Raw genomic sequence first — 24369 nt, forward strand, 5'->3', positions numbered from 1 at the left:
GCACCGAAGGGCGCCGCGACGACGTCCAGGACCTTCGCACAACCGTGCCTAGCGCGCCTGGCACTCCTCCCAGATGGCCGTGTTGGACTCAGCCCACAGCGGCTTGCACCACTCACCAAAGTCACGGTCCGTGAGCGCCACCATGGCCCAATCACCCGCCACCCACAGGTAAGTTCCGCTCATACCGAAGTGACCCACGGTATCGGCCGGCAAGCCACCCATCCATTGCTTCTTCTCGCCGTGGATTTCAAAGCCCAGCCCCCACGTACAGTCCTTGAAGCTGCCATAGCCGGGAACGATGCCGCGCAGCCCAGGGAACTGAACGCTGCGCATTTCCTCCACCGTCGAAGGATCGAGCAGGCTGGGCGAATGTACCTCGGCAGCAAAAGCAGCAAGGTCCTCCACGCTAGAAACCAAGCCGTGCCCGGCCGAGCCTTCCAAGGTGGTGGCCCGCATCCCCAGCGGGGCGCACACGCCTTCAGCAAGGTATTCAGCAAAGGGAATCTCGGTGGCCTTCTCCACTTCCTCGGCGGCCCACTCATAGCCGGCTGAGGAGTAGATGCGGCGCTCGCCGACTGGTTTTTGTTGCTCACGAGTATCAAAGCCCACCCCCGAGGCATGGGCTAAAAGATGGCGCAATGTGGAGCCTTCAGGGCCTGCAAGCTGATCCAGCTCCACCGCCCCTTCTTCGACGGCCACCATCACCCCATAGGCGGCCACCAACTTGGTCACAGACGCCACCGGGAAGCGGCGGGAGGTATCTCCCAGCTGCTCTACCACCTCGCCGCGGTGCAGCAGGGCGGCGGCAACGGTATCGACTGGCCAGGACTCAAGAGAAGAAAAAGCGCTCATGCGCTCCAGCTTAACGAGGATCGCGCTCGCAGCCTACGCCATCACCATCGCGGTCGAACTTGGAGCGGAAACCCGGCTCACCCGCATAGATCGGGCGGCCGAGCGCGTTCCACACATCAGCACAACGAGTGAAGTATGCCGGAGCCGGCTTCGGTGCCGGGGCGGGAGCGGGCTTGGACGCAGGCTTCGGAGCCGGTGCCGGTGCGGGCGCGGGAGCAGGCTTCGGAGCCGGTGCCGGTGCGGGCGCGGGAGCAGGCGCTGGTGCCGGAGCCGGGGCCGGCGCAGGGGCCGGCGGCGAAGGAATCAGACCTGGGAGCGGATTCGGGATGATGCGCTGCTGCACGGCCCAGTAGACGCCGCCAGCAATTGCCGCGAGAATGGCTGCGGAAATGCCCACGCCAAGAGCAATTTTCTCCCCCTGGGAAGACTGCTGGAACTCAGCATCATCTTCCTCGCTGGAAGAATCAGAGCTCTGATCAGAGGACTCAGCATCCTGGATGGAGGATGCAGCGTCCTGCTCGGAGGACAAATCTGCACCAGTATCAGCGGCGGAGGAGTCAGCGACAGGAGCCTCGGCCCCCTGACCAGCAGTCTCCGCCTGAGCAGGAACAACAGCGGATAAACAAAGAGAAACAGAGACAGAGGCGGCGAGAACCGCACGAGAGAACTTAGTCATAAAGATAAGTTATAGCCCGTTGTTCTTCCCCACAGGAAATTACGCAATGAGCTGGGGCTGGATTGCCCCCGACACACGCTTCGTTAACGAATGACCCCGCCTTGGCGATACATAAGGTGTAGCGCATTGCGCCGCTGCACTTCCCTATCACTCATATCTCTGGTGCGGCCTCTCCAAGCGTTTCCCGGCAGCACCTCTCGGTGCTGCCCCCTGAGTGCTGTACGGTGTTGCTGTCTCTCGGCGACGCTCTTCCAACCCTGTTGGGCTTTCTACAGGACCTACATCGCGCTGGAAGGCTCCGTGGCGTTCACGGCGGGCTGCTCATTAGCTGTTGGTGCAGCTGTTTCGGAGTATTGCTCCGCTGGGGTCTGCGTTGCAGGGGCCTGCGGATCCGCCGGGACATACGTGGCCTCGCTGTCCGGGGCGCCATCAGTCGGTGTTGCCGGCTGGCCTGCATCCGTCGGTTCCTGGCCCGTGGAATCAGTAACCGGCGCATCCTGCGGCGTGCTATTCGGCGCGGCCGAAGGCTCAGACGGCTCCACGGACTCCGAAGCTGCTTCTGAGTCCCCCATCCAGCGCGAAGGCGAAAGCCACCCAGCATCCACCCCATCCGGATTAGCGGAGGAAAGCAGCAGCATGCCCACCACGCCGAGGCCTGCGATGAGCCCCGTGGTGGAGGCGCGCACGCGCCCGCCGAGCGTCCAGAAATATTGCCACTTGTTCTCCGGCTTATCCGCCCGCCAGATGCCGCCCTTGTAGTCGTCCTCTTCCTCGTCGTTGGATTCATCGGAGAACGCCGGACGGCCTGGGCCGTCATCCATGTTCTCCTGAGGCTCCTCGGCGGCATCCGCCACAGCGTCCGTAGCGATGACCTCCGTCTGCGCCTCAGCCGTGCTATCCGACGTCGCGCTGTGCTGCGAAAGCTCAGCAGTATCTGCCGCCGGCATGACGGTGGTGGGGGTGGTGGTATCGGAGGCGTCGTCAAGCACCTGCGGGACATCGCCCGGCAAGCCCTCCGCCGTGGGCAGCTTGTAGAGATCCCAGAAGGAGGACAGCAGGGCTGAGCGAATAGCGCGCTCCACCGCCCACTGGCGGGCGGGGTTTACCTGCACCAAGACGCGATACTGTACCTGCCAGGGCTGGCCAGCCGCAGTGGGTGCTGTGAGCCCGGTGGCAGGCAGGACGTCGAGCTCGCCAGCCACATCCCCGCGGATTTCCGGGGCATCGAGGGCGTGCTGAGAAATCTTTTCCACCTGCTCGGTGATCTCCGGCAAAGAATCGCCCTCATGAACCGGGATGGCAATATCCACCACCGCACGGGACCACTCTTGGGAGAAGTTCGTGACCACGCCCGCAGAACCATTGGGCACCATGACGACTTCACCGGTGGGCGTGCGCACCGTCGTCGTACGCAGAGTCAGCGACACAACCGTGCCCTCCACACCCGTCACGCCGTCGAAGCTGACGTAGTCACCCACACCGAACTGCTTTTCCGACAGGATGAAGAAGCCCGCGAGGAAATCACCGATGATGGACTGCGCACCGAAACCGACGGCAGCCGAGACGACGGTCGCCGGAATCGCCGCGCCGAGGGGTGGCACCCCAAGATTGGACAGCGCAGCCAGCACGAGCAGGAAGTACACCACCGCCTGCGCCACATAGACCAGCGCCCCGGCGAGTGCTAGGCGCGCTTTGGTGGATTCTTGGTTCTCATCCAAACGGGACTCAATCACCCGCACGGCCAGCCGGCCGATACGCGGGATGAGAATGCCCAACAGAAGCATTCCCAACAGCGGCAAACCATGGTCCACGATGGCCTGCCAGATGGCGAACATGTAGTACTTCAGCATTTCGCCGAGATTACTCTTTCAGCCTGACAGAACCCTTGGAACTTTAAGCGCGGTGGATGAGATAGTAATTCGGGGTGGGCTTCCACGTGAAGCCGGCGGGGACGATATCTGCGCCGTAAGCGGTGTAAGACTTTGTCGTCCACAGCGGGATGGCCGGCATCTTCTCCAGTAGCAAGCTCTGCGCTTCGGTGTAGTACTTCTGGACTTCCTCGTGGTCTTGTGCCTTACCTGCCTTTTCCAGCAACTTATCGTATTCACGGCTGCTAAAGCCTGACTCATTCTCTGAGGAGTAGGAAGCATACAAGGGAACCAAGAAGGTCGATTCCTCTGGAAACTCCGCCTGCCAGATCGTGCGGAAGGCCCCGGTGATGTGGCGGGCAGTAACCTCTTTGCGCAGGTCCTTCAAGGTCCCGAACTCTTGGCCTTCCGCGGGAACGCCGAGGGTATCCGTCAGCTGTTTCGCCACCGCGTCAATCCACGTCTTGTGGCCGCCATCGACGTTATAGCCAATGCTGAACGGGCCCTCGAAGGGTTTTAGCTCTTCCGCCTGCGCCCACAGCTCGCGGGCCTTGTCCGGCTGGTAGGTCAGCACGTCGGCCCCCTCTGGAGCGGGCGGGGTAGTGCCAAAGAGCGGCGCGACGAAGCTGGTGGCTGGAAGCACCATGTCGTGGAAGACTTCTTGAGCAATTTTTTCGCGGTCCACCGCCATGGACATAGCGCGGCGTCGCAGGCGCCCAGCCTCACCGCGGAAATTCGCGTCATTGGCGGGGATGGTGATTTCCATGATGGAGCCACCTGGCTTGGTCAGCGCACGCTCACCCAGGTCTTTTTCGAAGCTGCCGAGTCTCTCCGACGGGATGCGCGTGAGCACGTCCAACCGGCCTTCGACGAGATCCTGGTAAGCCTTCTCTTCCGAGGAGTAGACAACGAACGTGATTCCCTCGTTTTGTGGCTTGCGCGGGCCATTATAGCGCGGATTCGGCACGAGGGTTATTGCCTTCTCACGCTCCCAAGAGGCCAGCATGTAAGGTCCGCTGCCGATGGGTTCCATTCCGCGCTCGCTCAACTTATCTTGGTCTTCGGAACGCATGGGGAAAAAGACCGAATAGCCCAGCCTCTCCAGGAATCCCACCGTGGGACGTGAGAGCTGAATGCGGAAGGACTTCTGCCCCGTGACCGTCAGGCCACGCATAGTCTTGCCGCCCTCGTGGAAACCTAGGATCGGTTCAAAATGGTGCGCAGACAGCAGCGACTGGTTTACCGCGGTATTCCACGTATCGACGAAGTCCTCAGCAGTAACGTTCGAGCCATCGGAGAACACCGCTTCCTCACGAATCACCACATCATAGGTGGTGTCATCGACCTGGGTGATGGATTCCGCCATGTCATAGTGGGTGCCACCGTCTTCATCCAGATACATTAATCCCGAATACACCAGGTTGATGATGGTCTGTCCCGGCACATCGTTGGAATCAGCCGGGATGAGGGAGCGCTGCGGCTCTGAAATATCAGTGGTGATGAGGTCTAAGCCTGAGGTATCAACGCTGCCAGGCTGCGAAGCACAGCCCACCACCGCGGGTGCCACTGCCCCCGACACTGCCAGCATCCCCAGCAGACCCAGAAAAGAACGCCTCGACGTCACGCGCTCATCACCTCACTTTCACCCATACTTTAAAGCATCTAATCATCCCGCTTTTCATAGCGACGCATGAGCCTTTCCACCAGTTCATCGGTGAGCTGATCATCAGCCAAAATGCGATCCAGAAGCTCGCGCGGTGAGGGCTCATCGGCGCTCGGGGTCTCATAGGAGTCACCGCTTAAGTCCACGCCGAAGTCGGAGGTTTCTGTCTCCGCAGTGGCAGGCTCAATCATCTCTGACATCTCCGCGACTTCCTCATTGAAAGAATCGAGGAATTCGTTAGCATCGAGAGCCGCTTCCGCGCGCCGCTTGCCGGCTCGTACCTCGCGCTCAATACGGCGTTGCAGTGCCTTTTCCATTTGGTTGTGGCGCCAGGAGCGCAGCTTCGTGGGCTCTAGGCGACGCCCCACGGCCCTACCCTTACTCTCCGCCTTACGCGCCATCACCATGACATAAGCTGCGGTGTCATTGACCGGCGCCCACTCTTGGCGGGCAGGTACGCGCCACCCGGCCCAAATACCCAGCATCGTCATCACGAAGGAGACGATGGGGCCCAGGATGATTCCCCAGGCCAGGTATCCAGCTGAATCCGCACCCAGCACCACCAGGGCGCAAGCCACCGCCGGGATCACGGTGGGGGTGTTATCCCCGAAGACGGCGGGCTCGCGGCCCATGGCGATATCACGAATCATGGATCCGCCCGTGGCGGTGAACACGCCCATCATGATGCAGGGAATCAGGGGCAGGCCATAGGCAATGGCCTTGAGCGCGCCTGTCGACGCCCACAAAGCCGAGACCACCGCATCCCCATGGGACTGCACATAGTCCCATGTCTTGCCCTTGAAGTAGACGAAGCGGGCGATGATGGCACCAGTAAACGCCAGATAGAGGTACTCCGGCTGGCTCATCGCGGCGACGGTGCCACGGTTGATGAGTACGTCACGGATCATGCCGCCGCCGAGGGAGGAGAACATCGCGATGAAGAAGAAGCCCACGATGTCATAGCCACGCTGGCGGGCCATAGTTCCGCCGATCATGCCCATGAGGAGGACACCAATGATGTCGGACCAGTAGTACAGCGACTCGATCAATGGGTCCATCTCGACAACGCTCATGGTGGTTATCGTATCGGGTGCTGAGCAAAAGTGGGGCCACCGGGGCTCGAACCCGGGACCAACGGATTATGAGTCCGTAGCTCTAACCGACTGAGCTATAGCCCCGCGTATTCCCTGCCTGATGAGAGCACCAGTACTCAACCAGCACACAATACAAACAGCGAATCCGCTCCCAGCAACATTAATCGGCAGGCCCGGAAAACGGCAATTTGGGCCTCTGAAATCGTTGTCTGAACTTCAGCAGCGATCTTCCGGTCTTTCCACCGCCACGACGAAGCCAAGGCACGCTTCTGCTCACTTTTAGCCGGGCTGGGCTCTAGGACGCTGGGTAAGTTGCCAGGCTTAGTCCTTCTTTTTCATTTTCCTAGCTTGCCTGCGCTCGCGCCTCCGAGCGCGCTTTGCTTTGCGGATGTCCACGACCCAACGCGGAACAAATGGCCATGGAAGCGGAATCCCGAACGCGCCTGTAAACCCAATCGCCCCAATGATGAAAGCAGCAATGAGAGGGATAAACAGCACCGTTTCGACCGGCTCTGGGAGGCCCATATTTGCGACTAGCCCTGTGGCACCGGCAGCGCCCATAATTAGCGTGCCATAAGGATAAATGAAGAGCACGCCATCACTTTCGGCGCCTTCCGAATCGGCTGTGTCATACCATCTTTCTGATCTGGGAGTTTTTCGCACGCCCCGGATGTAGTAGGTCCAATAAAGGGCCATGACAATCACTAACCCGAAACATACGAGCAGCTCAGTACTATCCCCGCCCATAAGACGTGACCTCCTGTAGTTACTTTTGCAGCGTGTACTAAAACGCTACCAGCGTTCGCTGGAGTAAAACACAGGAAAACGAATCTTGAGCGCCCGAACCTTGGACCGATTTATATCGTGAGCTTGTAATCTTGCGACCATGAGGCTCCTTTCCTTTAGCGTGTCCAACTTCCGCAGCATCCGCGCCACGCAGACGCTCTCGCTGTATCACCATTGGCAGCACTCCACCGCGCCGGAGGAAGGTTGGGAGCAGGTCAGCGACCCCATCACCGTCCTCATCGGTCCCACCGCCTCTGGAAAGAGCAGCATCCTCAACGCCCTCGCCTTCGCACTGCTTGCCATCGAGTCCTCTGCCACCGCCTGGCTTGCCGACGCCCCACCCAACCAACTCCCCCACGCCCCGTACCGCCTCGACCCCAAAACGCAGCGCCTGCCCAGCACCTTCGAGCTGGATTTTGAGCTCGATGGCGTGCGCTACCTCTACGGCTTCCAGTGGAGTTTCACCGGCGTGCATGCCGAGTGGCTCAGCCGCGTGCCATCGACCAGGTGGAGCCCCTGCTTCGTGCGCACCCGCGGTGAGGAGGTGCAGTGGACGAAGTCCTTCATGGACAAGGGGGATGTCGCCAAGCTCGGCCCCGTGACAGACACCGAGCTGATCCTTTCCGCCGGCCTGCGCGACGGGCACCCCGTCCTCGCCCCGCTGGCCCACGCCTTGGTGCACGACGTGGCCTACCTGCCGCACGGGCATACCGCGATGAGCACCGCCTCCCGCATCACTACCCTCATCCGCACCGGAAAGCTGCACCTGCATGAGGCTGCCGCCCTACTTCACGCGGCCGATACGGGGATCCACTCCGTACGCCTCAACCAGGACCGCATCCCGGAGCACGTCTTCCGCCAGATGCGCCCGGTCATCGACGCGCTCAGCCGCAGTAACGCACGGCTCCGCCGCCCCGACGAGTTCGGCGCCTACTCCGATGCGGAGATTGAATCCCTGCTGCACGCCATCATCGTGGAGCACAAGGCCGATGATTCCTTTTACGAGCTGAAGCTGACCGATGAATCCGGCGGCACGCAGAACTGGATGGCCACCGCTCCCCTGGTGCTGGACACCCTGCGCCGCGGCGGGATTCTGGTTGCCGATGAACTAGATTCCGCCCTGCGCCCAGCTCTTCTCGATTTCATCATCCACGCCTTCCGCGAGCCCGACATCAACGTCCACGGCGCGCAGCTCATCTTTGCCTCCCACGCCTTCAGCGCCCTCGAACGCGCCAGCGAGCTGGGCCTGCGTCCGGAGTGCTTCTGGTCCGTGGAGAAGACCGCCGCCGGCGAGTCAGAACTGCACAACCTCAGCGACACTTCCATATCTCTGGACAACCCCGACGCCACCCACCACTTCCTGCGCAAGCGCTACGGCACCGCCTCCCGCGAGGCTCTCGATGCCCTCAAAAAGCTCGTGAGGGACGACGCATAAAAGGGCGGGCGCTTGACCACGTTCTGTAGTCGAATAACCTCTTGACTGGCGCGCCTTCATCGGGAAACTTGACTGCATGAACATCGAACGCATCGTCCCCAACCTCTCAGTGGCAGATCTCCGCAGAAGCGTCGACGACCACGCTGCGGTCCTCGGTCTCGAGGTGGTGATGGATCACGGCTGGATCGTCACACTCGCCTATTCCAGAGGCTGTCAGCTGAATCTCCTCACGAGAGATGCCACAGCCCGCGAGAACCCCGATGTCTTAATCTACGTCAATGATGTCGAAGCCGCCTACTGTCGCACTGTCGAGGCAGGTCGTGAAATCGTGCACCCTCTCACGACCGAAGAGCGGGGCGTCACGCGCTTCTTCTACCGCGACGGCTCAAGCAACGTCATCAACGTTGGCATGCATTCTCGATGCGCACCCAAGATGCAAGGCAGTGTTGGCGCGCTTGCCATGCACTATCTCTTTGATCCGCCGCTGGGAACACCGATAGACTCAGCGAGCTTGTAATGTGCGATGCCGAGTCCCTCAATGAAGTCCTTTGTCAGGACCTCGCCAGGGTGAATCGGCACGTAAAGCTTCTCAGTCACCATTTACCTCAGTGGTAGTCAACAATCCTCCCCTTATCCTTGCAACTGGGATTCAGCTCACACTACACGGTTTTCTCGTCTCGGAGCGCACGCTCGGCGACCGAAGTCGGATCACACGTTAAACCTGAACTCGACGGCGTGTCGGCGCAAAGAAACCTTCTCATTCGTGAACAGCAGCTAAAACCACCACCCCGGCTATGTGCGGTAACGATAGAGTGCGTACCAGGTAGCCTCAGCCCCCGCTCATCGTGCAGCAGCGTCCTTTAACAAGACATACATGGGATTCGCCCCACAAACGGCTAATTCAGGCTTCCGATACCGCCCAGGTAGTCCGTTGAAACTTTACCGAACGGTCCGTGCGGAACGCTCGGCCGTAAATAGGATTGATGCCGTGCAAAGGCGGGCGCGAATACATTAAACGTCCTCCCTGCTACCCGCGCGTTCTTCCGGTCCGAGTACCTGCCAGTGCACGATACCTGGACGCCGATGTGGGTGTAACCGCTTGGCGCGTAGCATTGGCGACATGCGCATTTTCACCGTGGGCCACTCCAACCTCGAGTTCGAGGACTTCGCTGAAATGATCAAGGCTGCCGGTGTGGCATCCATCGTGAATGTGCACAAGCTGCCCGGGTCCAGGAAGTACCCGTGGTTCAACGGCAACCACCTTGCCGAACACCTTCCCACATGTGGCATCACTTACAGCAGAAGCGAGGGCCTCACCGGGAGGCGCAACGTGTCCCACGCGGTGCCGTTTGAGGTTAACGGCAACTGGCGTAACCGCAGCTTCCACAATTACGCCGACTCTGCGCTGGGCGAGGAGTCCTCGGAAGCGTTCTCGCAGCTACGGGCGAACGCCGCCGAAACCCCCACCGCGATCATGTGAGCAGAGGCGGTGTGGTGGCGCTGCCACCGGCGTATTATCGCCGCCCACTTCATCGCCCACGGTGACGAGGTTGGCCACATTATGGGCCTGGGTGCAGCCGGGGCGAAGGTGAGCGAGGCAACGCTCAACGACGGCGCAGTCATCGGCAACGATCTCCTCGTGTGCTACCCCGAGCGGGGCTAGCACGTACACCAGACGCCAGGGGTGCAGAAACTCGGACTACGACTCAGTCAGCCACAGCATCCTCCTCGGCCTGACCTCAGGCGCGACCTACGCCTTGTATTCATGGAGCGCCCACCACCTTATGAGCAGCAGCATCGGAGGCACACCAGCGGATAGCACGCTCAAACGAGCTTTAGGTTAGGAAATCTGAACCGCTCAATCTAAGAAGACCACCGGTAGCCCCGGTAGTGCCCCAAAGCGTCGAATCGAAAAACGTGCTACCGACTTGCCGCGGCCCTAGACGTTGAACTTGAAGTCCACCACATTCCATATCCTTATAACGTCTCGAGCGATGTGCATACACACTCCAGCTCACAGTGGCCTGCAAACTCGCTGTGTGACGCGATTTATGCCGCTCAGTGCAGCCCGCGCCGGAAACGTTCTGCGTCCTCCTCGTTCCGTCGCGCTTCGTTTTCGTACGAGACAGCGATTTTCCTAAACAAACCAGCCACTCGAGGCGCGATGTCGGCGAATGCTTGGGCCTTGACCCGATAATCCGCAGCAAGCCTGAGCTCCTGCTCGCCACCGTCTTCCAAGCCGCGACTAGTAACTCCACGACTATTAAGGATATAGAGGTAGAAGCCGGTCTCAATGTGATCAAGCTGCACTTCTTCAATGAGATCCCGCACGACGTTGCCCGGCCAGGTGCCGTCATCGTCTGGTGGGGTATGGCCGAGAACCTGGCCAATCTGCTGCAGGCCGACCTCGGTCCGGCCTCGTTCAGCCAGGAGCTCCATAGCTCGATCAAGCCAGGCTCGAAGCACCTCGGCATTCATGACGCCATCGACAAGGCCGGGCGGTGTGTCCCATAGATTGAGTAAGCGGTACGCATTGGTTGCCAGGGAAGCGTCGTGTTGTTCTTCGCCAGTCGGGTCCTCGGCGCCTTCTTCGTCCTCACCGCTCGGCCGGGCACGGTAAACAGTGCACACGATCTCGACGAGTTTTGCAGGGTCGGCAGCTAAGCTTTCGGATAGCGCTGGGACTCTCGCGTCATAGCCGAGCGCCGGAAGGTACGACCACTGCAGTCGAACAAGGCAGCCAGGCTCAAGGTGCTCGCGCATAGCTTCGAGGTAGGCGAAGAGCCGCTGAAAATCATAGGACGATAGATCACGAGCAGCGGCAGATGGAGTTTGATCTGCCAGTAGCCCTTCCAGTGCTCGCACAATGAGTTTCGCTACCTGGGGACGCGGACCGTCCTTGTCGATATGGGGGTACATGCTCATGAGATGTACAACGTCGACGTGGCGGCCAACTTGGATCAAGTGCTCAGCAATCTCGTCGATCTTGTCAATGTCTTGCCCCAAGTCGATTGTCTGGAATGCCCTCCAGTACCGGGCCTCAAGATCCGGGTCCATACCAACCAGAGCCCATACCTCCGCGAGGTTGTCGCGCGCGACAAGCAGGAGTCGAACACGTTGATCGACCGTAAGATCGCTCTGTTCAAGGAAGTCTGTGATCAGAGCGAAACCTTCTAGGGAATAGCGAGTCGAGAAATACGACATCGCGGTGCTGGCGAGATCCTGGTCGGCAGACGTCAACCAACCGAGCAACTCATCATCGTGCGACGAGCCGATTTTCGCCAAGGCGATACCAACGGCCCCCGGCATCGACGCGTCTCGTGCCAGCCTCGTGATGGCGTCAAAACCGCCCTCAGCCTCGATCTTTTCTACGGCTTGGACGCGTCGGCGCCCGAGCTCACGTTCAAAGGCTTCATAATCATCTTGTTTGTGAGCGCCGATATACGGAGTCCATGATTGAAAGAGTCCGATCAGTCGGACATACGCAGACCTCGGCTGGTAGCGCGCTGCCAGTGCGTCGAGCTTGCCGAGTTCCTCGTCGGAAAGTGTCCAGGCAGCATCCGGAAACTTGCGATGACGGCCGATGAGGTCCACCAGGGTTCGCCACACCGCTTCTCGAAAGTCAGCCGTAAACTGCGGCTGGTCGGCCATCGATTCGAGAGCATCCACCACTCGTGCTCGGTCTGCTGATGGTAACTCTGCCGTGCGAGAAAGGATCGTTGACCAGCGCTGCGCATCCTGACCAGCATCTTCGATGCAACGCTCTACCGCGGCGGTCGTCATCTTCCAGAATTCGCCGTATGTCACAGATAGTTTGTCCGGCCTCCAAGTTCGGAACGCAGGTGTACTAATCGGGAAATGTGTCCCGTGCCCCTCAGGAAGCATGCTGCACTCCAACTTCCAAGCAACGCCAGGGCGTCTTCGGCGCAACGTGTCGAGGACAATAAGCCGCCGGTCAGGATCGACAGAGCTATCTGGATGCCACGGGCGGAATATTGCAGCCAAAGAGGCCGCGGGACGGTTAGCCAGCCGACCACCCGGATCGATCTCGTCAAGGCGTGCCAGGAGATCGACAGCTCGTCCGAAATGATCAGAGGACCAGGACACGCACTCGAGCCCCCATAGCAGATTGCTGTGGGGAGTTCCGCCCGAGAAGATTCCCGATTCGTCGGCGTTGTCCTGGAACATGGTGGCCAATAGAGGGGAATCGCCTGCTGTTGCTGCACTGACCGCATCGAGGAAGGCGTCCGGCCCAGCCTCAGCGAGGAGGGGCAAGATGTCAGCTAGTGATTGCCACGCTCGCCCGGTATCATCTGTCGACGCCCGTTCGAGTAGCTTCCCAACCAGATAGTTTGCGAAGTCTGACCCTGATACTCCACCCGACAAGACGATAGTTTCGCCGTACATTCCCAATAGAGCGAGCGACTGAGCGAGGCCGCGACGGAGGTCACCGGAGTAGCGACGGGTTTTGCCATCAATCGATGCTCTCCACCGTTGATCCCGCGGTAGGTCGAGGGCCGGATCGTCCTCTGCGAAGACCCTCTCGACGATGGTCTCGAACCGCTTCATGTCATCGTGAGTCAGCTTCGGCACCAACAGCATCCAAGCATCCACCGGTGAGACAAGATGCCAAGCTTCGCCAGTGCGGATTACCAGAGGATCGGTAGGGTTGTCGGCTATTCCTGTGATCGCCTCTCTAAACGACTCGTAGTCAGTTCCCGTGAGCGCCTCGAGGATCGAACGATCCCCTTCTGCAGTGTCTCCCCAGGAGCCAGCCAACAGGATTGATCGGAAGTTTCGAGACGGACTCGCATCAGCCCAGGTCGGTCGATGCAGGACGGCCTTTACAGCCAAGTTTCGCCGCAGACCGGTTAAGCTTCGCCGTGCGAGCCTACCGAGCTCATCGGCCCTATCTCTATCTGTGACTCCGGCGCTCGTCAGCGCGACTGCTGCCTCAGCAGCATCCAACGCTGGAAGTGTGACGTCGGCACCTTCGTTGGAGACAACCGGCACACAAAAGTTGTGCACAGTACCTGCAGGGATCTCGCTTGCCAACTTGGGCGTGCGAGGGACCAAGACAAGCGGTTGGGACGAGGTTGTCAACTGCCTCCATGTGGATATGTCGTCGACGAATGCGAGCCGTGCGAGCATCTGGCCGCTGCCCTGGTCATCAAGGTTGACGGCGATCGCAGCGATGAAGGCGCATACTTCCTCCATCGAGGCGCCAGCAATCGTAGTGACGGAGCCGGATGAACCAAGCCGGTCTTCGAGATCCTTGGCAGTGTCAGTTCGACCGGCGAGCACAACTTTCGGTATCAATGTTGGATTCGTTTGTGCTGCCCAATCTCGCCACCAGGTCAGACCGGTGCGAAGTCCGTATGGAGAAAGCCCCAGTTCTTCCGACAGCCACGCCCATGTAATTGGGGCGGCCTCAAGCCAAGTCTCGATATCATCAAGCCCGAAAGCCTTGACGTCTCTCCAGACCTGGTCGTTTCGCTTATTTTTAGCCCATTTGTCCCGTGCCGTCCAAGTGCGCAGGATCACTTCGATATAGGTGCATTCAGCGGTCCGTGTGCCGTCTGGAGTGTCTGTTCGCTTAGAATAGTCCTCATCGGCCTTCTTGTTAGGGCTGGAATTAACCGACAGCTCCCATACCGACAAACCATCTGGAACCCAAGCCGTCGCTTCGGTTGCCCGAACAGAACCGTCCCAATCCCCTGCTGCCACACCGTCGCCTGCGGGCATCCCTAGCTGGACCAACCCCGGTGTCGTTTCAAGGATGAGACGACGCACCAGACGCGGGAGTTCAGACTCCGAATTACGAGTATCGGCCCAGTTCTTCAGCTTACTTCGGTCAATGTAGCCTGCTCTAGTCCTCACGGGATACGCCTCCGGTCGCGCAAGTTACTCCCCATAAACTAGGTCGCTCCAGGTCCAGCTTTAGAGAGCTCAATGGATAAACGATACCTTATACCTAAACGTGCAGCCCCAAATCGATCAATACCAGAAGAGTAATTACGGAAGAGCACTATATGTTGAACTGGACCACCACGTTTCACATAACTATAACTTCACAGCGCTCAATCACGCTCTGGGCCGCTCATCCGTGTTATTCTGGCGTCACGTTGTGCTGGTGTGACTACCCTTCATCTACAGCATGACGGGAGTAATTGCCTGGGACGTCATTGGATTGGACGTCTGGCGACAATGGTCGCCACTGGCCCGCGCGACGGAACGGGCTCACCGAACACGCCTGAGGGGATGGACCCCGGGCCGGAGCGCCGATTGGCACCGGTAGCGCCTTCTTAACGGAAGGAGAAACGCTACCGGGAGTTTCCATGGGCGCATTCGCCTTACCGTCACTAGAAGACGAGAAAACACTTCTCCCCCTGTAGGATGCGGTGGCCGAAGGTTTCGGCGGCTACTCCACCCTCCGCAAGTACATCTCCGAGGGATATCTGCGCGCCAGCAAAATCGGTGGGCGCATCAAGATCGAGAGGGCTGACCTCGAGGCCCTCAAACGCCCCACCGGCCGCCAGCCGACATTTGAGGATATCGAGTCGGCCGTGAGCCGCATCGCCGCCGCTGCTCCCCCGCTGAGCGATCAGCAGATCCACCGTCTCGCTCGGCTCCTGGGCGGTGGCCAGCAATGAGCACAAATAAAACCCGCCAGCCTGGGTGAACTGCTCCCCATTAGTAGGACTGAGAACTCAGTTACCGACTAGAGGGGAGCAGTTTTCATTGAGAGTACGAAATTCGCCGAGCGAATATCAGCGCGAGCAGCAGTACTCGTTCGAAATCAAGAAGGAAGTTGTCCAACGCCGCCTTGCTCGCGAGACAAGAATGGACCTTGCCCGTGAGTTTGGCCTGTCGTCAGACCAGCTCGTCAAAGATTGGTCCAGGAAGTGGCGCAAAGGCGGCGATGACGCGTTAAAGCCAAAGCCGAAGGGCAGACCCAAGGGCTCTGTTGCACCGAAGCGGCTTACAGAAGAAGACAAGCTGCGCCGTCAGATCGCGCGGCTGGAAGGCCCCTCAGGCGCTACCAGATACTCACCACACCGCTACCATTTCAGTCTTATGAACAGCCAGCTCTTTGTCAGCAAATGGATTGACACCCATCGCCAACTGCTCCAATTACTCCTCGCATCCTTCGGCACCACGGATTTGGGCCTACGCCGTAACAACTCCCGCCTGCGCTACCTCAACCACGCACCGGCGCTGTCCAATTTAGAGATTCCCCTCGCCGACGCTGCCGCCCTCACCCACCTCACCGACGAAGAGCAACGCGCCTACCGCCCCTCTACTCCAAAGGAAGGCTGCGCATTGAGCAGGAACGGATTCCCTTATGAACGCGAACGCAACCATCCAAGAGACGCTCGGTAGCTGCCCAACGCAAAGTCACTTGCATCCCAAGCACACTAAAAAATAACCCTCACCTGCCAGTAGCCCCGGTGAGGGTCGAGCAGCTGTACACGTAGTAGGGCTGCTCCTGCCAAGAATTATGCCCAATGAGCACAGAGCTAGTCAACGCCTGCTGGAGTGTCCAAAGTATTGCCCAATGCCGAGTCCACATTGAACAAGAGCAGATTCTATTTACGCATGCGATCACAGCGATTAGGGAAGCTTTCCTCCGATCATCAGACAACGCCTTGAATCATATTGACTCAAATCTGATTCACGTGTTTAATCGAAGTCAACAAGGAGCACACAATGAACATCCCCACCGACTTCGGCGAGCGCATCCGCGCACAGCGTCAGCTACGCAGGCTCAGCCAAAGAGATCTCGCCGCCATGACCGATGAAATTCTGTCCCAGCCCACCTTGGCCCGCCTTGAGAAGGGCACAGCCATGCCAACCCTCCACCACATCATGGCCCTCGCGTGGGCTCTCGGGATCGATGCCGCTGAACTTGTGGACGCCACTCCACTCTCTAAGCGTGTGCGCGTTGCCGCCCGTGGTCACCAGACCAAAACCGAGGAAGCAACACAAACTCTTCTGCCTTATCTCCAGCTCCGAGTGAACCTGGATAGTGCACATGCCTAAGTCAACGAGCCCCTCGCAACAGGGTGTTGAACTGGCTGCTAATTTTCGCGCGGAGCACGATCTTGGCTTAGGGCCAGTTGGCGACATTAACAACCTCATGAAGCTCGTTGATGCTGACTTCATCGTCCTCGATTTGACGGATGACCTCGATGCGCTGACTCTACGCGATCCAGCCTCAGGCGCTTTAACTGTGGGGATTAGCACGAGCAACAATCCTTTCCGTCAGCGTTTAACTGTCGCCCACGAAATCGGGCACATCGTGGCCGGAGACATCACGGAGGACGGCGCTTCCTTGCAATGTGACAAAACTCTGCCTTCCGAAACACGCGCAAACACCTTTGCACGCTGCGTACTCTGCCCTGAAAAAGCGCTACAAGAGTTGCCTCCGTACGCAGATCCGGAAGAGCTATTGTCTACCGTTGTCCAACGATTCCAAGTCTCTCCACACGTAGCAGCCATCCAGCTGCATCAAGCAGGTCTTATTTCAAAAGACACCAAAGAAGAGTTAAGGAATCACACCGCCAAGGGACTCGCCTCACGCTTCGGATGGAAAGCCTCGTATGACCACGCACGCAAAATTGCCGCGCTTCCCCGGGCCTCCGAAAGGCTCGTCGCCGATGCTTACAAAGCCTACTCCCAAGGACTCATCACCCTGTCGACTGTAGCCTTCGCCGAGCAGGTAAGTCCCGAGGAAGTAGCGGACTCAATGCACGCCGCCCCGAGGTTTACCAGTAAACAGCCCACAGGTCAGCGCGATATTGACGCTGACCTCGATGACTTCTTCGCCAACGAGTAGTTTCACCATGACTAGAAGGTTCATCTTTGCGGACACCAGCGTGTTGCTGAATTTCATCTGCGCCGGCGAGGAGGACCTACTCCTCAAATTCGTAGGCGATGAACAGCTTCACGTGCCTGCGGCAGTCAGAGACGAAGTAGAAAGAAAACTGAAAGTTCCGCGGTTCCAACGTGGCTCGAAAACCTGGGCTTCCCTAATTGCGCACGGTCACGTAACGGTCCTCGAGGATGACTTGGACCGCCTCTTCAAACACATCCGCCTATTCGCGGGCCCGAGATATTCGATTCAGGGTGGGATGGCGAAGAACCTGGGAGAATACATCGCCATCGCTCACTGTCTGGCTCTTCTCGAAGAGGATCCCTCGGCGCTTACCGCCATCATCATCGATGATGAAGAAGCCCGTCAGCTCGTAAACAAGCGACAGGCAGCAAGAGTCTTTAGCACCGAAGCAGTGCTCCTCCGTTGTGTGAAGCTCGGTATCCTCACTGACCGCGGCCAATCCCGCAAGGTATGGGAGAAGCTCTCCAGATTCGACGTCCTCGCCCCATTCGAGAGCACTCGATTGAATGACCGCTCGGTCTACCGAGGCGCCATGTAATCATTCCCCCCATCCAGCATGCTCTGCCAACTAGCCCCCGACGCATCGAAACCTTCGAAGACGGCAACCACTGAAGCCCGCGAGACTGCCGCCGTTACGGAAGATGCTCCGCGCTAACAGAGCAAACTTACTTTCCCGCGTACAATCGGCGGCCACGTATCTCCGACAGGAAGGAATCACCATGACCGCCGCCTACACCACCGAAGCACTCTCCACTGGCGCGGGCCGCGATGGCCGCGCCGTGGTCCAGGACTCCGACCTCGACTTCACCATGGCCGCCCCGAAGGAATTGGGCGGCAGCGGCAACGGAGTCAACCCTGAGCAGCTCTTCGCCGCCGGTTACGCCGCCTGCTTCCATTCTGCGCTCAAGGCCGTGGCCAAGGACAAGGGCGCAGACATCACCGACTCCGCCGTCGGTGCGCGCGTGACCCTCAACAAGAACTCCGAGGGCTTCTTCCTTGGCGTCGAGCTCGAGGTCACCATCCCTGGCAAGAACCAGGACGAAGCACAAGCGCTTGCCGACGCCGCCCACGAGACCTGCCCCTACTCCAAGGCCACCCGCGGCAATATCAACGTCACGGTGAGCGTGGCGCAGGACTAAGAAAAGGCTCTACTGACGCGCAAGGACTTTTAATGCCTCGCGCACTGCTCCGGCAAAGTTCGGACAACCTGCCCGCTTTAGTGCATGATCCAACCCCCGAAAACCAGATTGTGTTTGCCAGTAATCAAGTTGCTGCTTCGTACATCTCAAGACTAAGTGCGGTGCGGAATCGTGAACCAGCATAAGGAAGGTTCCCTGGGAAATCGCATAGGATTTCCTCCATCACCGCCCCAACCTTTTTGACACGATCGTTAACAATCTTCCCTGGCGCTTTAGGGAATTTCCGCCGTAGAACTCGTATGACTTCCGCAAATACGTCTTGCGACGTATAAAACACAAACATGCTCCCTGACAGGCACTGCAGCGCAGACAGCCAATCAAGGATCGTACGACTCGCTAAGATGTTTGCATCAACGAATACTCTCTGCGGCATACTCAACAGGATACTGAGGGGACTAAGCCTACGCAGAAGCTAACCTTGACCCATCCCTCCAATTAGGGCTCAGAGAAAAAGCGCTCGTTCTCCTTTTCGAATTCACGCCACTCACTGAACGCCTGAGCCCGCTCCTCGGCTCGCTGCTGCTTCAGCTTCAAAACATCATCACGCTTAAATCGGGCATGCGTTCCGCGCTTGTGGGTCGCTATCGCTCCTTCTTTTGCCCATTTCATGAGCGTTGGACGAGAGACACCCAAAATCTCTGCAGCGACAGTACTGGTAAGTTCCTCGGGTACGCGCGAAATGGTAATTTCGCCGCGCTGCGCAACAGACGTCAACACTTGAGAAATCAGTCGCTGCACGTCAAGGGGCAACGACACAACACGGCCTTCTGCGTCTGTCACCCGAAAAGTCGCGGCACCGAGAGAAGGTAGGGACTGGAGATTTTCAACCATGGCATCGTCGATCATCACCCGATCGTTAATCAATGTCACGGCGTTCATCGGCACTCCTTCCTCTTCTTGCAACCAATTAAATCCTTTTCACTTACAAGTGAAATCTCTTCCAATCGTAGTCATACTGCACGTACGTGACCACAAAATACCCCAATTCGGCACCCCCTAAGCCCTTTGGTCAAGCTAGACGGCGGTTAAGTTCCGCGGACCAATTGGCAATCTCCCGCCCTAAGTACTCAACGTAGCGGCGACGGTCTTCCTCATCCATATCTTGGACCTGAGTTACAGAAGTATTAATGTGGTCAGGTCTTGAAACGGTCGACTTTGTCAATTTAATCCCTCCTTCGCCCTTCAGTAGTCAGCACCTGCTTATTTCAGAGATTAGCACTCGTCGGAGAATTTGCGTAGAGGAAGTCATCACCCCTCCTTTCCCAGGAGGACACGTACACCTGAAGCGTCTTTCACCTAGCAGTGAGACTCTTCTTAAGGACAACCGAATTGTGTGCGAATGTCTAGAGGCCACCTCAACGCTCCACTTGCTGCGCCTGTCCGGCACTCCCGCCAGAATCAAAGCTTGACTGTTAAGGCACGCACTCCATCACTGCGCCCAGAAGGCCCTCCAAAAAGCTCTGGAGCCTACGCGGCTCCAGGCGACAACGTTCCGGTAACCGGCTCGTCCTGCGATTATTCTAAGCAATACAACGCTAGGCCGACAAGGCCTTTAGCCGCACACCGTCCGATAAACTAGTTCCGATGCACAAGGAACACGCACCATGACTAAACAGGAACGCCTCCAAGCACTTGAAACTCGCGTTAGCGAATTGGAGTCTCAGGTAGCCCAACTACTGCAGGCCCTCGGTCATGCTCCTTCGCGCCCTAGTACTGCAGACACACCGCCGCCGGCGAACGTTCACTCTGAAAACCGCTCACCGGAAGAGAAGATTGCCCTCTTCATGGATTACTTCACGGGTAGGACAGATGTCTACGCAGTGGCCAAAAATACTGCGGGAAAGAAGGCTTGGTACCCGGCTAGCAACGGCTACTATGACCGAAGAAATCCCGACCTAAAACCCCTGACGCCCAAGGTGATCGAAGGACACCTTCGCCGGGACAACCGCTTCCACGTTGGGCTTTATCCACTGTGCATAGATGATAGTTGCCGGCTGTTGGTCTGCGATTTTGATGATGACGACTTCAAGCAAGCCGCCCGCGCCTACGCAAAAGAATGCAAGAACCAGGGCCTCGACCCACTCATTGAAGTATCGCGTTCTGGGAACGGAGCCCACGTCTGGGTATTCTTCGACGAACCTATTCCCGCCAGCCTCGCCCGTTCTGTAGGAATCGGACTTCTTGCCAAGGCTAGTCCAGATTCATACTTCACCAGTTTCGACCGGTTCTTTCCATCCCAAGACACACTGCCGGCGAAAGGCCGTGGTTTCGGCAATCTGATTGCCCTCCCATTAGCAGGCCACCATCGATCCGAAGGCACAACCATCTTCGTCGACAGTAATTTTCATCCTTTGCCAGACCAATTCGAGGCTTTGGCTGGGACGAAGAAGTCAACGCTTTCCGAGCTCAAGAGAATCTACGCCGCACTTCAACCCGATCCCGAGACATCCCTTCCCCAGGCCCCCACTCGCGAAGAGCTAAAGAAGCTCAAGGCCTCGGGAAAGGTCCACGTCACGCACGATTCGCACGTCCACGTCGATTTATCGGGCGTCGACGCCACCACTCGTACGGCCCTGCGGCACCTAGGTGCTATTGCTAACCCGCAGTTCTATATCAAGCAGGCCCAGCGTTTCTCCACTTTCGGTACTCCACGGCTCATCGTACGTTTTGATGAAAAGGACCAAGTCCTCACGCTCGACCGCGGCACGCTCGATGACGTCGTCGACATCTTGAAGACTGCCGGATATACCGTCACACGTCGCGGACGTACGCCGAAACCTCAGCGCATCGATGCGTCATTCGCCGGCGAACTACGCCCCTACCAGCATTCCGCCGTCAAACAGATGCTCAAGCACAAGTCTGGAATGCTCATTGCTCCTCCCGGTACCGGAAAGACCGTCATGGCGTGTGCAATCATCGCCCAGCGCCAAGTTCCCACTGCGGTGATTGTTCCATCCAGGGAGCTTGCTACCCAATGGCACCAAGCCCTCAATCAGTTCCTCCCGGAAGTTCAGGTTGGGCAATACTCGGGCACCAAGAAGAAGCTCAGTGGAGAGATAGACATTGTCACTGCCCAATCCATCAGCCGCAATGATTCCAAGACTGATTTTCTCTCCAACTATGGCCACATCATCGTTGACGAATGCCACCGGGTCGGCGCCGCGGGTTTAACCAACGTCCTCGCACACCTCAACGTCCGTTTTATGCTCGGTATGACCGCGACACCGTACCGCTCCGACGGCCTCGATAAGCTGCTTCCCCTCATTTGCGGCCCTATCCGCCATACCGTCAAGCTCGAACGCCCCGGACGCCGCGATTACCTAGTCCACAACACCGAGTTCACGTACGACTCCCCTTACCTGTTCTGGCCCGACCTCGACACCACTCTGGCGGCGGATGAGGACCGCAACCGTCTCATCGCCGATGTCATCACACAAGCAGCGCAGGATAAGCACACGGTCCTCGTCCTGGTGAAACGACGCGAACACCTCGCCGCCCTCAACGCTCTGCTTACCGACGCCCCCTTCCCCGTCCTTCAGCTACACGGCGGACAAACGGCAAGCGAGAGGCAAGCCGTCCGTGAGCAGCTTGCCGTAACACCGCATTTCGTCCTTTTAGCCATGTCCCAGGTGGCTGGCGAAGGCATTGATCTTCCCGCGCTGGATACTCTTGTGCTGGCCGCCCCAGTTAGTTTCCGGGGCGTGGTCATTCAGCAGGTTGGCCGAGTCACTCGCGATACCGATGACAAAGAGAACATCTCTGCAACCGTCCACGACTTTCTCGATGCCAACGTCCCTGCCCTTGCCACGGCTTTCAGAAAGAGAAGCTCCACCATTGCCAAGCAGGGGTTCACTCGCAACAACGGTTAGAGCTGCCCCATTCATGACCGATTGCTACTGGATTAGGGGCCGTGCACATTACAGCGCCCGCCCTGGAGTCCTTGAAAAAGTCGTGTTCACGGTATTTCATGGGCAGTATTGAGGTCCTGTCCAAAACCTCCTGGACTCCATGTCCAAAAACCCTATGGACATAACAGTCCTAGCCTTAGTATTGCAAATCTAGCTTAGCGAGCAGAATCGTCATTCATGATGGTAGTTGCGTTATCGTCCAGCATCGATGGGTCTTCAATTTTTGAGTACTTAGGCACCTGAGCCATCCGCTCTTCGACGTGACGTTTGATACTCGATTCGCTTGCACCAAGTTCATGGGCCAGCCATATCTGGATTACCAAGATCGATTGGTAGTTTATTTTCGCGATTTCTCCTGTATCCGAAAGTTCTCGATTCAAGTGTTTCATGGCTTGATAGACCTCGTTGGCATCGGTCGACCAGCTCTCGAATAAATGTGGAAAAATCTTTCTTGCTGGCTCCTCTACCCGACGGAATAACTGAATCGCCTTTTTCCCATCAGCTGATTTTATGCTGGTCTTTTTCTCCTGAACTTTGAACCCCAAAGATTCGATGCCTGCACCTAATTGCAGGGCTTTTACCTCAGGTGCCATCTGATAGTTGTCGATAGTTTGAATGAATAGCTGGATGGGATGCGAATAGTATTCGCGGGTATGACGCCACTTATCAAGCATCTCTTGGTCAAATTCGTGAAATGGAATGATAAAGGAATACCTCGAGTTCTGTGTATTCGATGGCTTCGACAGAGAAAAACTAGAATTGAAAATATCGGCCCAGTCACCTACCGGCGGCACTTCTGGAGCCTGAAACCCGATACTTTCCCAGAAGTCCTTGTTACAACCTTGGCTCTGACCAAATCGTCCTTGAAGGTTCATAGCATGCAGGGTTTTCCATGCTAGAAGCATCAGCAATTCCCTCAAATACCGAAGCTCCTTTAATGCGTCATCCCAAGTCATTATCTCACCTTGCGAAGACACCTCGAGTACGCTGCGGAATCTTATACCAATTTCTTCCCCATTATCGCCGCGAAAAGACTCAGATAAAGGCGCAACTCTAAGACGAAAGTCCTTCCCCGACGCTTTGCCCGAAAAAATTTGGGCCTGGTAGTCGAAGCTCTCTAGCGTCACCCGATCCTTCGACGGGTAGGTCTCAGAGTCCCTGTCTACACTGATTGAACGCCCAAAAATTCCACTACATATCCAAGCGTCCAGCCCCTCAATCTCCGCTCGCATCTCAACTGGGTGTTTCCAATGTGGCGATTCAATATGACTGGCAATCACATACCGCGGACATATAGCAAGCTCGACAGGGTGCCCAATTAGCTCGGTAAATCGGCGGTGACTACGCGATTGTACTAAAGTCAGCACACCGCCGTTGGAATCAAATGAACAGACTTCAGGAATAAGAATCGGCTTGATCTCTACGCCGTTGGCTACGGCATATGTGCCCGGTTCGAATCCGAGTTTGACCGGAGACTCACTATGCAGAATTAGTCTGATGACTACTTGGCCGGACTTTTCAAGAAGAATCACGCCTGGTACCGAAAATGTCTCTTCTCCATCGCACCACATTAGGAACCCCGAAAGGTGTTCGCCTCGGCGAAGCTGCTTTAAATACTCCGTATTCATTTTTCTCTCCTCACAGGATCCGAAAACGGCGGGCTACTTTGGAAACCAAGCAAGAATTCCCGGAATATTGACGGTGACTGTTAGATCGAATCGCTTGTCTCTTAGAAGCTCGCTTCATTTTCTTCGGGGAGCTTCTCCAAGACCGATTGTAGGAAAGAACGAACATGATCGCTTCGGTGCAATCCATTATCTAAAACTACCCTCACCCAATCGGCACCTTTTTGAACTAGTGTCTGCGTTTTTGGACACGATGCACGTTCTAGCTTCGTTCCCTTCGGCTAACACTGTTATGTCCATAGGGTTTTTGGACATGGAGTCCGGTGTCTTTTTGGACACGGAATCCATGGAGGCCTTGGACACT

The 24369-nt window shown here is 57.6% G+C and carries 16 protein-coding genes, 1 tRNA gene and 4 pseudogenes; 10 read left to right on the top strand and 11 right to left on the bottom strand.

The genetic code is table 11. The annotated features are described in order from the left end of the window. Positions 1-48: 48 nt before the first annotated feature. From QP363_RS11815 to QP363_RS11845, 7 genes are all read right to left on the bottom strand, one after another. Entirely contained in the window at positions 49-852 is an 804-nt protein-coding gene (locus tag QP363_RS11815; protein WP_284764667.1) for a serine hydrolase, read from the bottom strand. 10 nt (positions 853-862) lie between these two features. Next, positions 863-1528, bottom strand: coding sequence for an excalibur calcium-binding domain-containing protein (locus QP363_RS11820; RefSeq protein ID WP_284764668.1), 666 nt, complete (start codon positions 1526-1528; stop codon positions 863-865). Positions 1529-1806: 278 nt separating this feature from the next. Then, positions 1807-3378, bottom strand: a complete 1572-nt coding sequence (locus QP363_RS11825; RefSeq protein WP_284764669.1) for a mechanosensitive ion channel family protein — start codon at positions 3376-3378, stop codon at positions 1807-1809. A gap of 43 nt (positions 3379-3421) precedes the next feature. After that, positions 3422-5020 carry an ABC transporter substrate-binding protein gene (locus QP363_RS11830; RefSeq protein WP_284764670.1) on the bottom strand — a complete coding sequence of 533 codons (1599 nt, stop codon included), beginning with the start codon at positions 5018-5020 and terminating at the stop codon, positions 3422-3424. Between the two features lie 38 nt (positions 5021-5058). Continuing rightward, the gene (locus QP363_RS11835) at positions 5059-6132 is read right to left on the bottom strand and encodes a trimeric intracellular cation channel family protein (RefSeq protein WP_284764671.1); all 1074 of its coding nucleotides are present in this window, start codon (positions 6130-6132) and stop codon (positions 5059-5061) included. 31 nt (positions 6133-6163) lie between these two features. Further along, a tRNA-Ile gene (locus QP363_RS11840) sits at positions 6164-6237 on the bottom strand. 237 nt (positions 6238-6474) lie between these two features. After that, positions 6475-6849: a hypothetical protein gene (locus QP363_RS11845; protein WP_236660875.1), complete on the bottom strand. Its 375-nt coding sequence runs from the start codon at positions 6847-6849 to the stop codon at positions 6475-6477. 190 nt (positions 6850-7039) lie between these two features. Here QP363_RS11845 and QP363_RS11850 point away from each other — a divergent pair, with 190 nt between their 5' ends. Then, a complete protein-coding gene (locus tag QP363_RS11850) occupies positions 7040-8374 on the top strand; it encodes an ATP/GTP-binding protein (protein WP_284764672.1) in 1335 nt (444 codons plus the stop codon). A gap of 76 nt (positions 8375-8450) precedes the next feature. Continuing rightward, positions 8451-8762: pseudogene (locus QP363_RS13740) on the top strand (VOC family protein); the annotation flags it as partial. 39 nt (positions 8763-8801) lie between these two features. Here QP363_RS13740 and QP363_RS11860 read toward each other — a convergent pair. Beyond that, positions 8802-8971, bottom strand: a pseudogene (locus QP363_RS11860) (transcriptional regulator); the annotation flags it as partial. A gap of 523 nt (positions 8972-9494) precedes the next feature. Here QP363_RS11860 and QP363_RS11865 point away from each other — a divergent pair. Then, positions 9495-10037: pseudogene (locus QP363_RS11865) on the top strand (DUF488 family protein). Between the two features lie 395 nt (positions 10038-10432). Here QP363_RS11865 and QP363_RS11875 read toward each other — a convergent pair. Beyond that, positions 10433-14167 (bottom strand): hypothetical protein, encoded by a 3735-nt coding sequence (locus QP363_RS11875; RefSeq protein WP_284764675.1) that lies wholly within the window; start codon positions 14165-14167, stop codon positions 10433-10435. Positions 14168-14775: 608 nt separating this feature from the next. On the opposite strand from QP363_RS11875, the gene QP363_RS11880 reads away from it, so the two are divergent. From QP363_RS11880 to QP363_RS11905, 6 genes and pseudogenes are all read left to right on the top strand, one after another. Continuing rightward, entirely contained in the window at positions 14776-15027 is a 252-nt protein-coding gene (locus QP363_RS11880) for a helix-turn-helix domain-containing protein (RefSeq protein ID WP_284764676.1), read from the top strand. Positions 15028-15151: 124 nt separating this feature from the next. After that, positions 15152-15385 (top strand): annotated as a pseudogene (locus QP363_RS11885) (helix-turn-helix domain-containing protein); the annotation flags it as partial. A gap of 699 nt (positions 15386-16084) precedes the next feature. Then, positions 16085-16417, top strand: coding sequence for a helix-turn-helix domain-containing protein (locus QP363_RS11890; protein WP_284764677.1), 333 nt, complete (start codon positions 16085-16087; stop codon positions 16415-16417). Beyond that, positions 16410-17213 (top strand): ImmA/IrrE family metallo-endopeptidase, encoded by an 804-nt coding sequence (locus QP363_RS11895; RefSeq protein ID WP_284764678.1) that lies wholly within the window; start codon positions 16410-16412, stop codon positions 17211-17213. Before QP363_RS11890 ends, QP363_RS11895 begins: the two co-directional genes overlap by 8 nt. Before the next feature lie 7 nt (positions 17214-17220). Next, positions 17221-17811, top strand: coding sequence for a hypothetical protein (locus tag QP363_RS11900; protein WP_284764679.1), 591 nt, complete (start codon positions 17221-17223; stop codon positions 17809-17811). A gap of 181 nt (positions 17812-17992) precedes the next feature. Next, the gene (locus QP363_RS11905) at positions 17993-18412 is read left to right on the top strand and encodes an organic hydroperoxide resistance protein (RefSeq protein ID WP_284764680.1); all 420 of its coding nucleotides are present in this window, start codon (positions 17993-17995) and stop codon (positions 18410-18412) included. A 495-nt stretch (positions 18413-18907) separates the two neighbouring features. Here QP363_RS11905 and QP363_RS11910 read toward each other — a convergent pair whose 3' ends face one another. Next, positions 18908-19351 (bottom strand): helix-turn-helix domain-containing protein, encoded by a 444-nt coding sequence (locus QP363_RS11910; RefSeq protein WP_284764681.1) that lies wholly within the window; start codon positions 19349-19351, stop codon positions 18908-18910. Positions 19352-20076: 725 nt separating this feature from the next. Here QP363_RS11910 and QP363_RS11915 point away from each other — a divergent pair. Further along, positions 20077-22341 (top strand): DEAD/DEAH box helicase, encoded by a 2265-nt coding sequence (locus QP363_RS11915; RefSeq protein ID WP_284764682.1) that lies wholly within the window; start codon positions 20077-20079, stop codon positions 22339-22341. 194 nt (positions 22342-22535) lie between these two features. On the opposite strand, the gene QP363_RS11920 is transcribed toward QP363_RS11915, so the two are convergent. Continuing rightward, positions 22536-24008, bottom strand: a complete 1473-nt coding sequence (locus QP363_RS11920) for a reverse gyrase (protein WP_284764683.1) — start codon at positions 24006-24008, stop codon at positions 22536-22538. Between the last annotated feature and the right edge of the window lie 361 nt (positions 24009-24369).

The sequence above is a fragment of the Corynebacterium sp. UMB6689 genome (genome assembly GCF_030215295.1).
In the GTDB taxonomy this organism is placed as follows: domain Bacteria; phylum Actinomycetota; class Actinomycetes; order Mycobacteriales; family Mycobacteriaceae; genus Corynebacterium; species Corynebacterium aurimucosum.

Excerpts from the sequence above, each read along its gene's own strand:
- QP363_RS11815 (WP_284764667.1), bottom strand. The coding sequence starts at position 852 with ATGAGCGCTTTTTCTTCTCTTGAGTCCTGGCCAGTCGATACCGTTGCC.
- QP363_RS11820 (WP_284764668.1), bottom strand. The coding sequence starts at position 1,528 with ATGACTAAGTTCTCTCGTGCGGTTCTCGCCGCCTCTGTCTCTGTTTCT.
- QP363_RS11825 (WP_284764669.1), bottom strand. The coding sequence starts at position 3,378 with ATGCTGAAGTACTACATGTTCGCCATCTGGCAGGCCATCGTGGACCAT.
- QP363_RS11835 (WP_284764671.1), bottom strand. The coding sequence starts at position 6,132 with ATGAGCGTTGTCGAGATGGACCCATTGATCGAGTCGCTGTACTACTGG.
- QP363_RS11845 (WP_236660875.1), bottom strand. The coding sequence starts at position 6,849 with ATGGCCCTTTATTGGACCTACTACATCCGGGGCGTGCGAAAAACTCCC.
- QP363_RS11850 (WP_284764672.1), top strand. The coding sequence starts at position 7,040 with ATGAGGCTCCTTTCCTTTAGCGTGTCCAACTTCCGCAGCATCCGCGCC.
- QP363_RS11890 (WP_284764677.1), top strand. The coding sequence starts at position 16,085 with ATGAACATCCCCACCGACTTCGGCGAGCGCATCCGCGCACAGCGTCAG.
- QP363_RS11895 (WP_284764678.1), top strand. The coding sequence starts at position 16,410 with ATGCCTAAGTCAACGAGCCCCTCGCAACAGGGTGTTGAACTGGCTGCT.
- QP363_RS11900 (WP_284764679.1), top strand. The coding sequence starts at position 17,221 with ATGACTAGAAGGTTCATCTTTGCGGACACCAGCGTGTTGCTGAATTTC.
- QP363_RS11905 (WP_284764680.1), top strand. The coding sequence starts at position 17,993 with ATGACCGCCGCCTACACCACCGAAGCACTCTCCACTGGCGCGGGCCGC.
- QP363_RS11910 (WP_284764681.1), bottom strand. The coding sequence starts at position 19,351 with ATGAACGCCGTGACATTGATTAACGATCGGGTGATGATCGACGATGCC.
- QP363_RS11915 (WP_284764682.1), top strand. The coding sequence starts at position 20,077 with ATGACTAAACAGGAACGCCTCCAAGCACTTGAAACTCGCGTTAGCGAA.
- QP363_RS11920 (WP_284764683.1), bottom strand. The coding sequence starts at position 24,008 with ATGAATACGGAGTATTTAAAGCAGCTTCGCCGAGGCGAACACCTTTCG.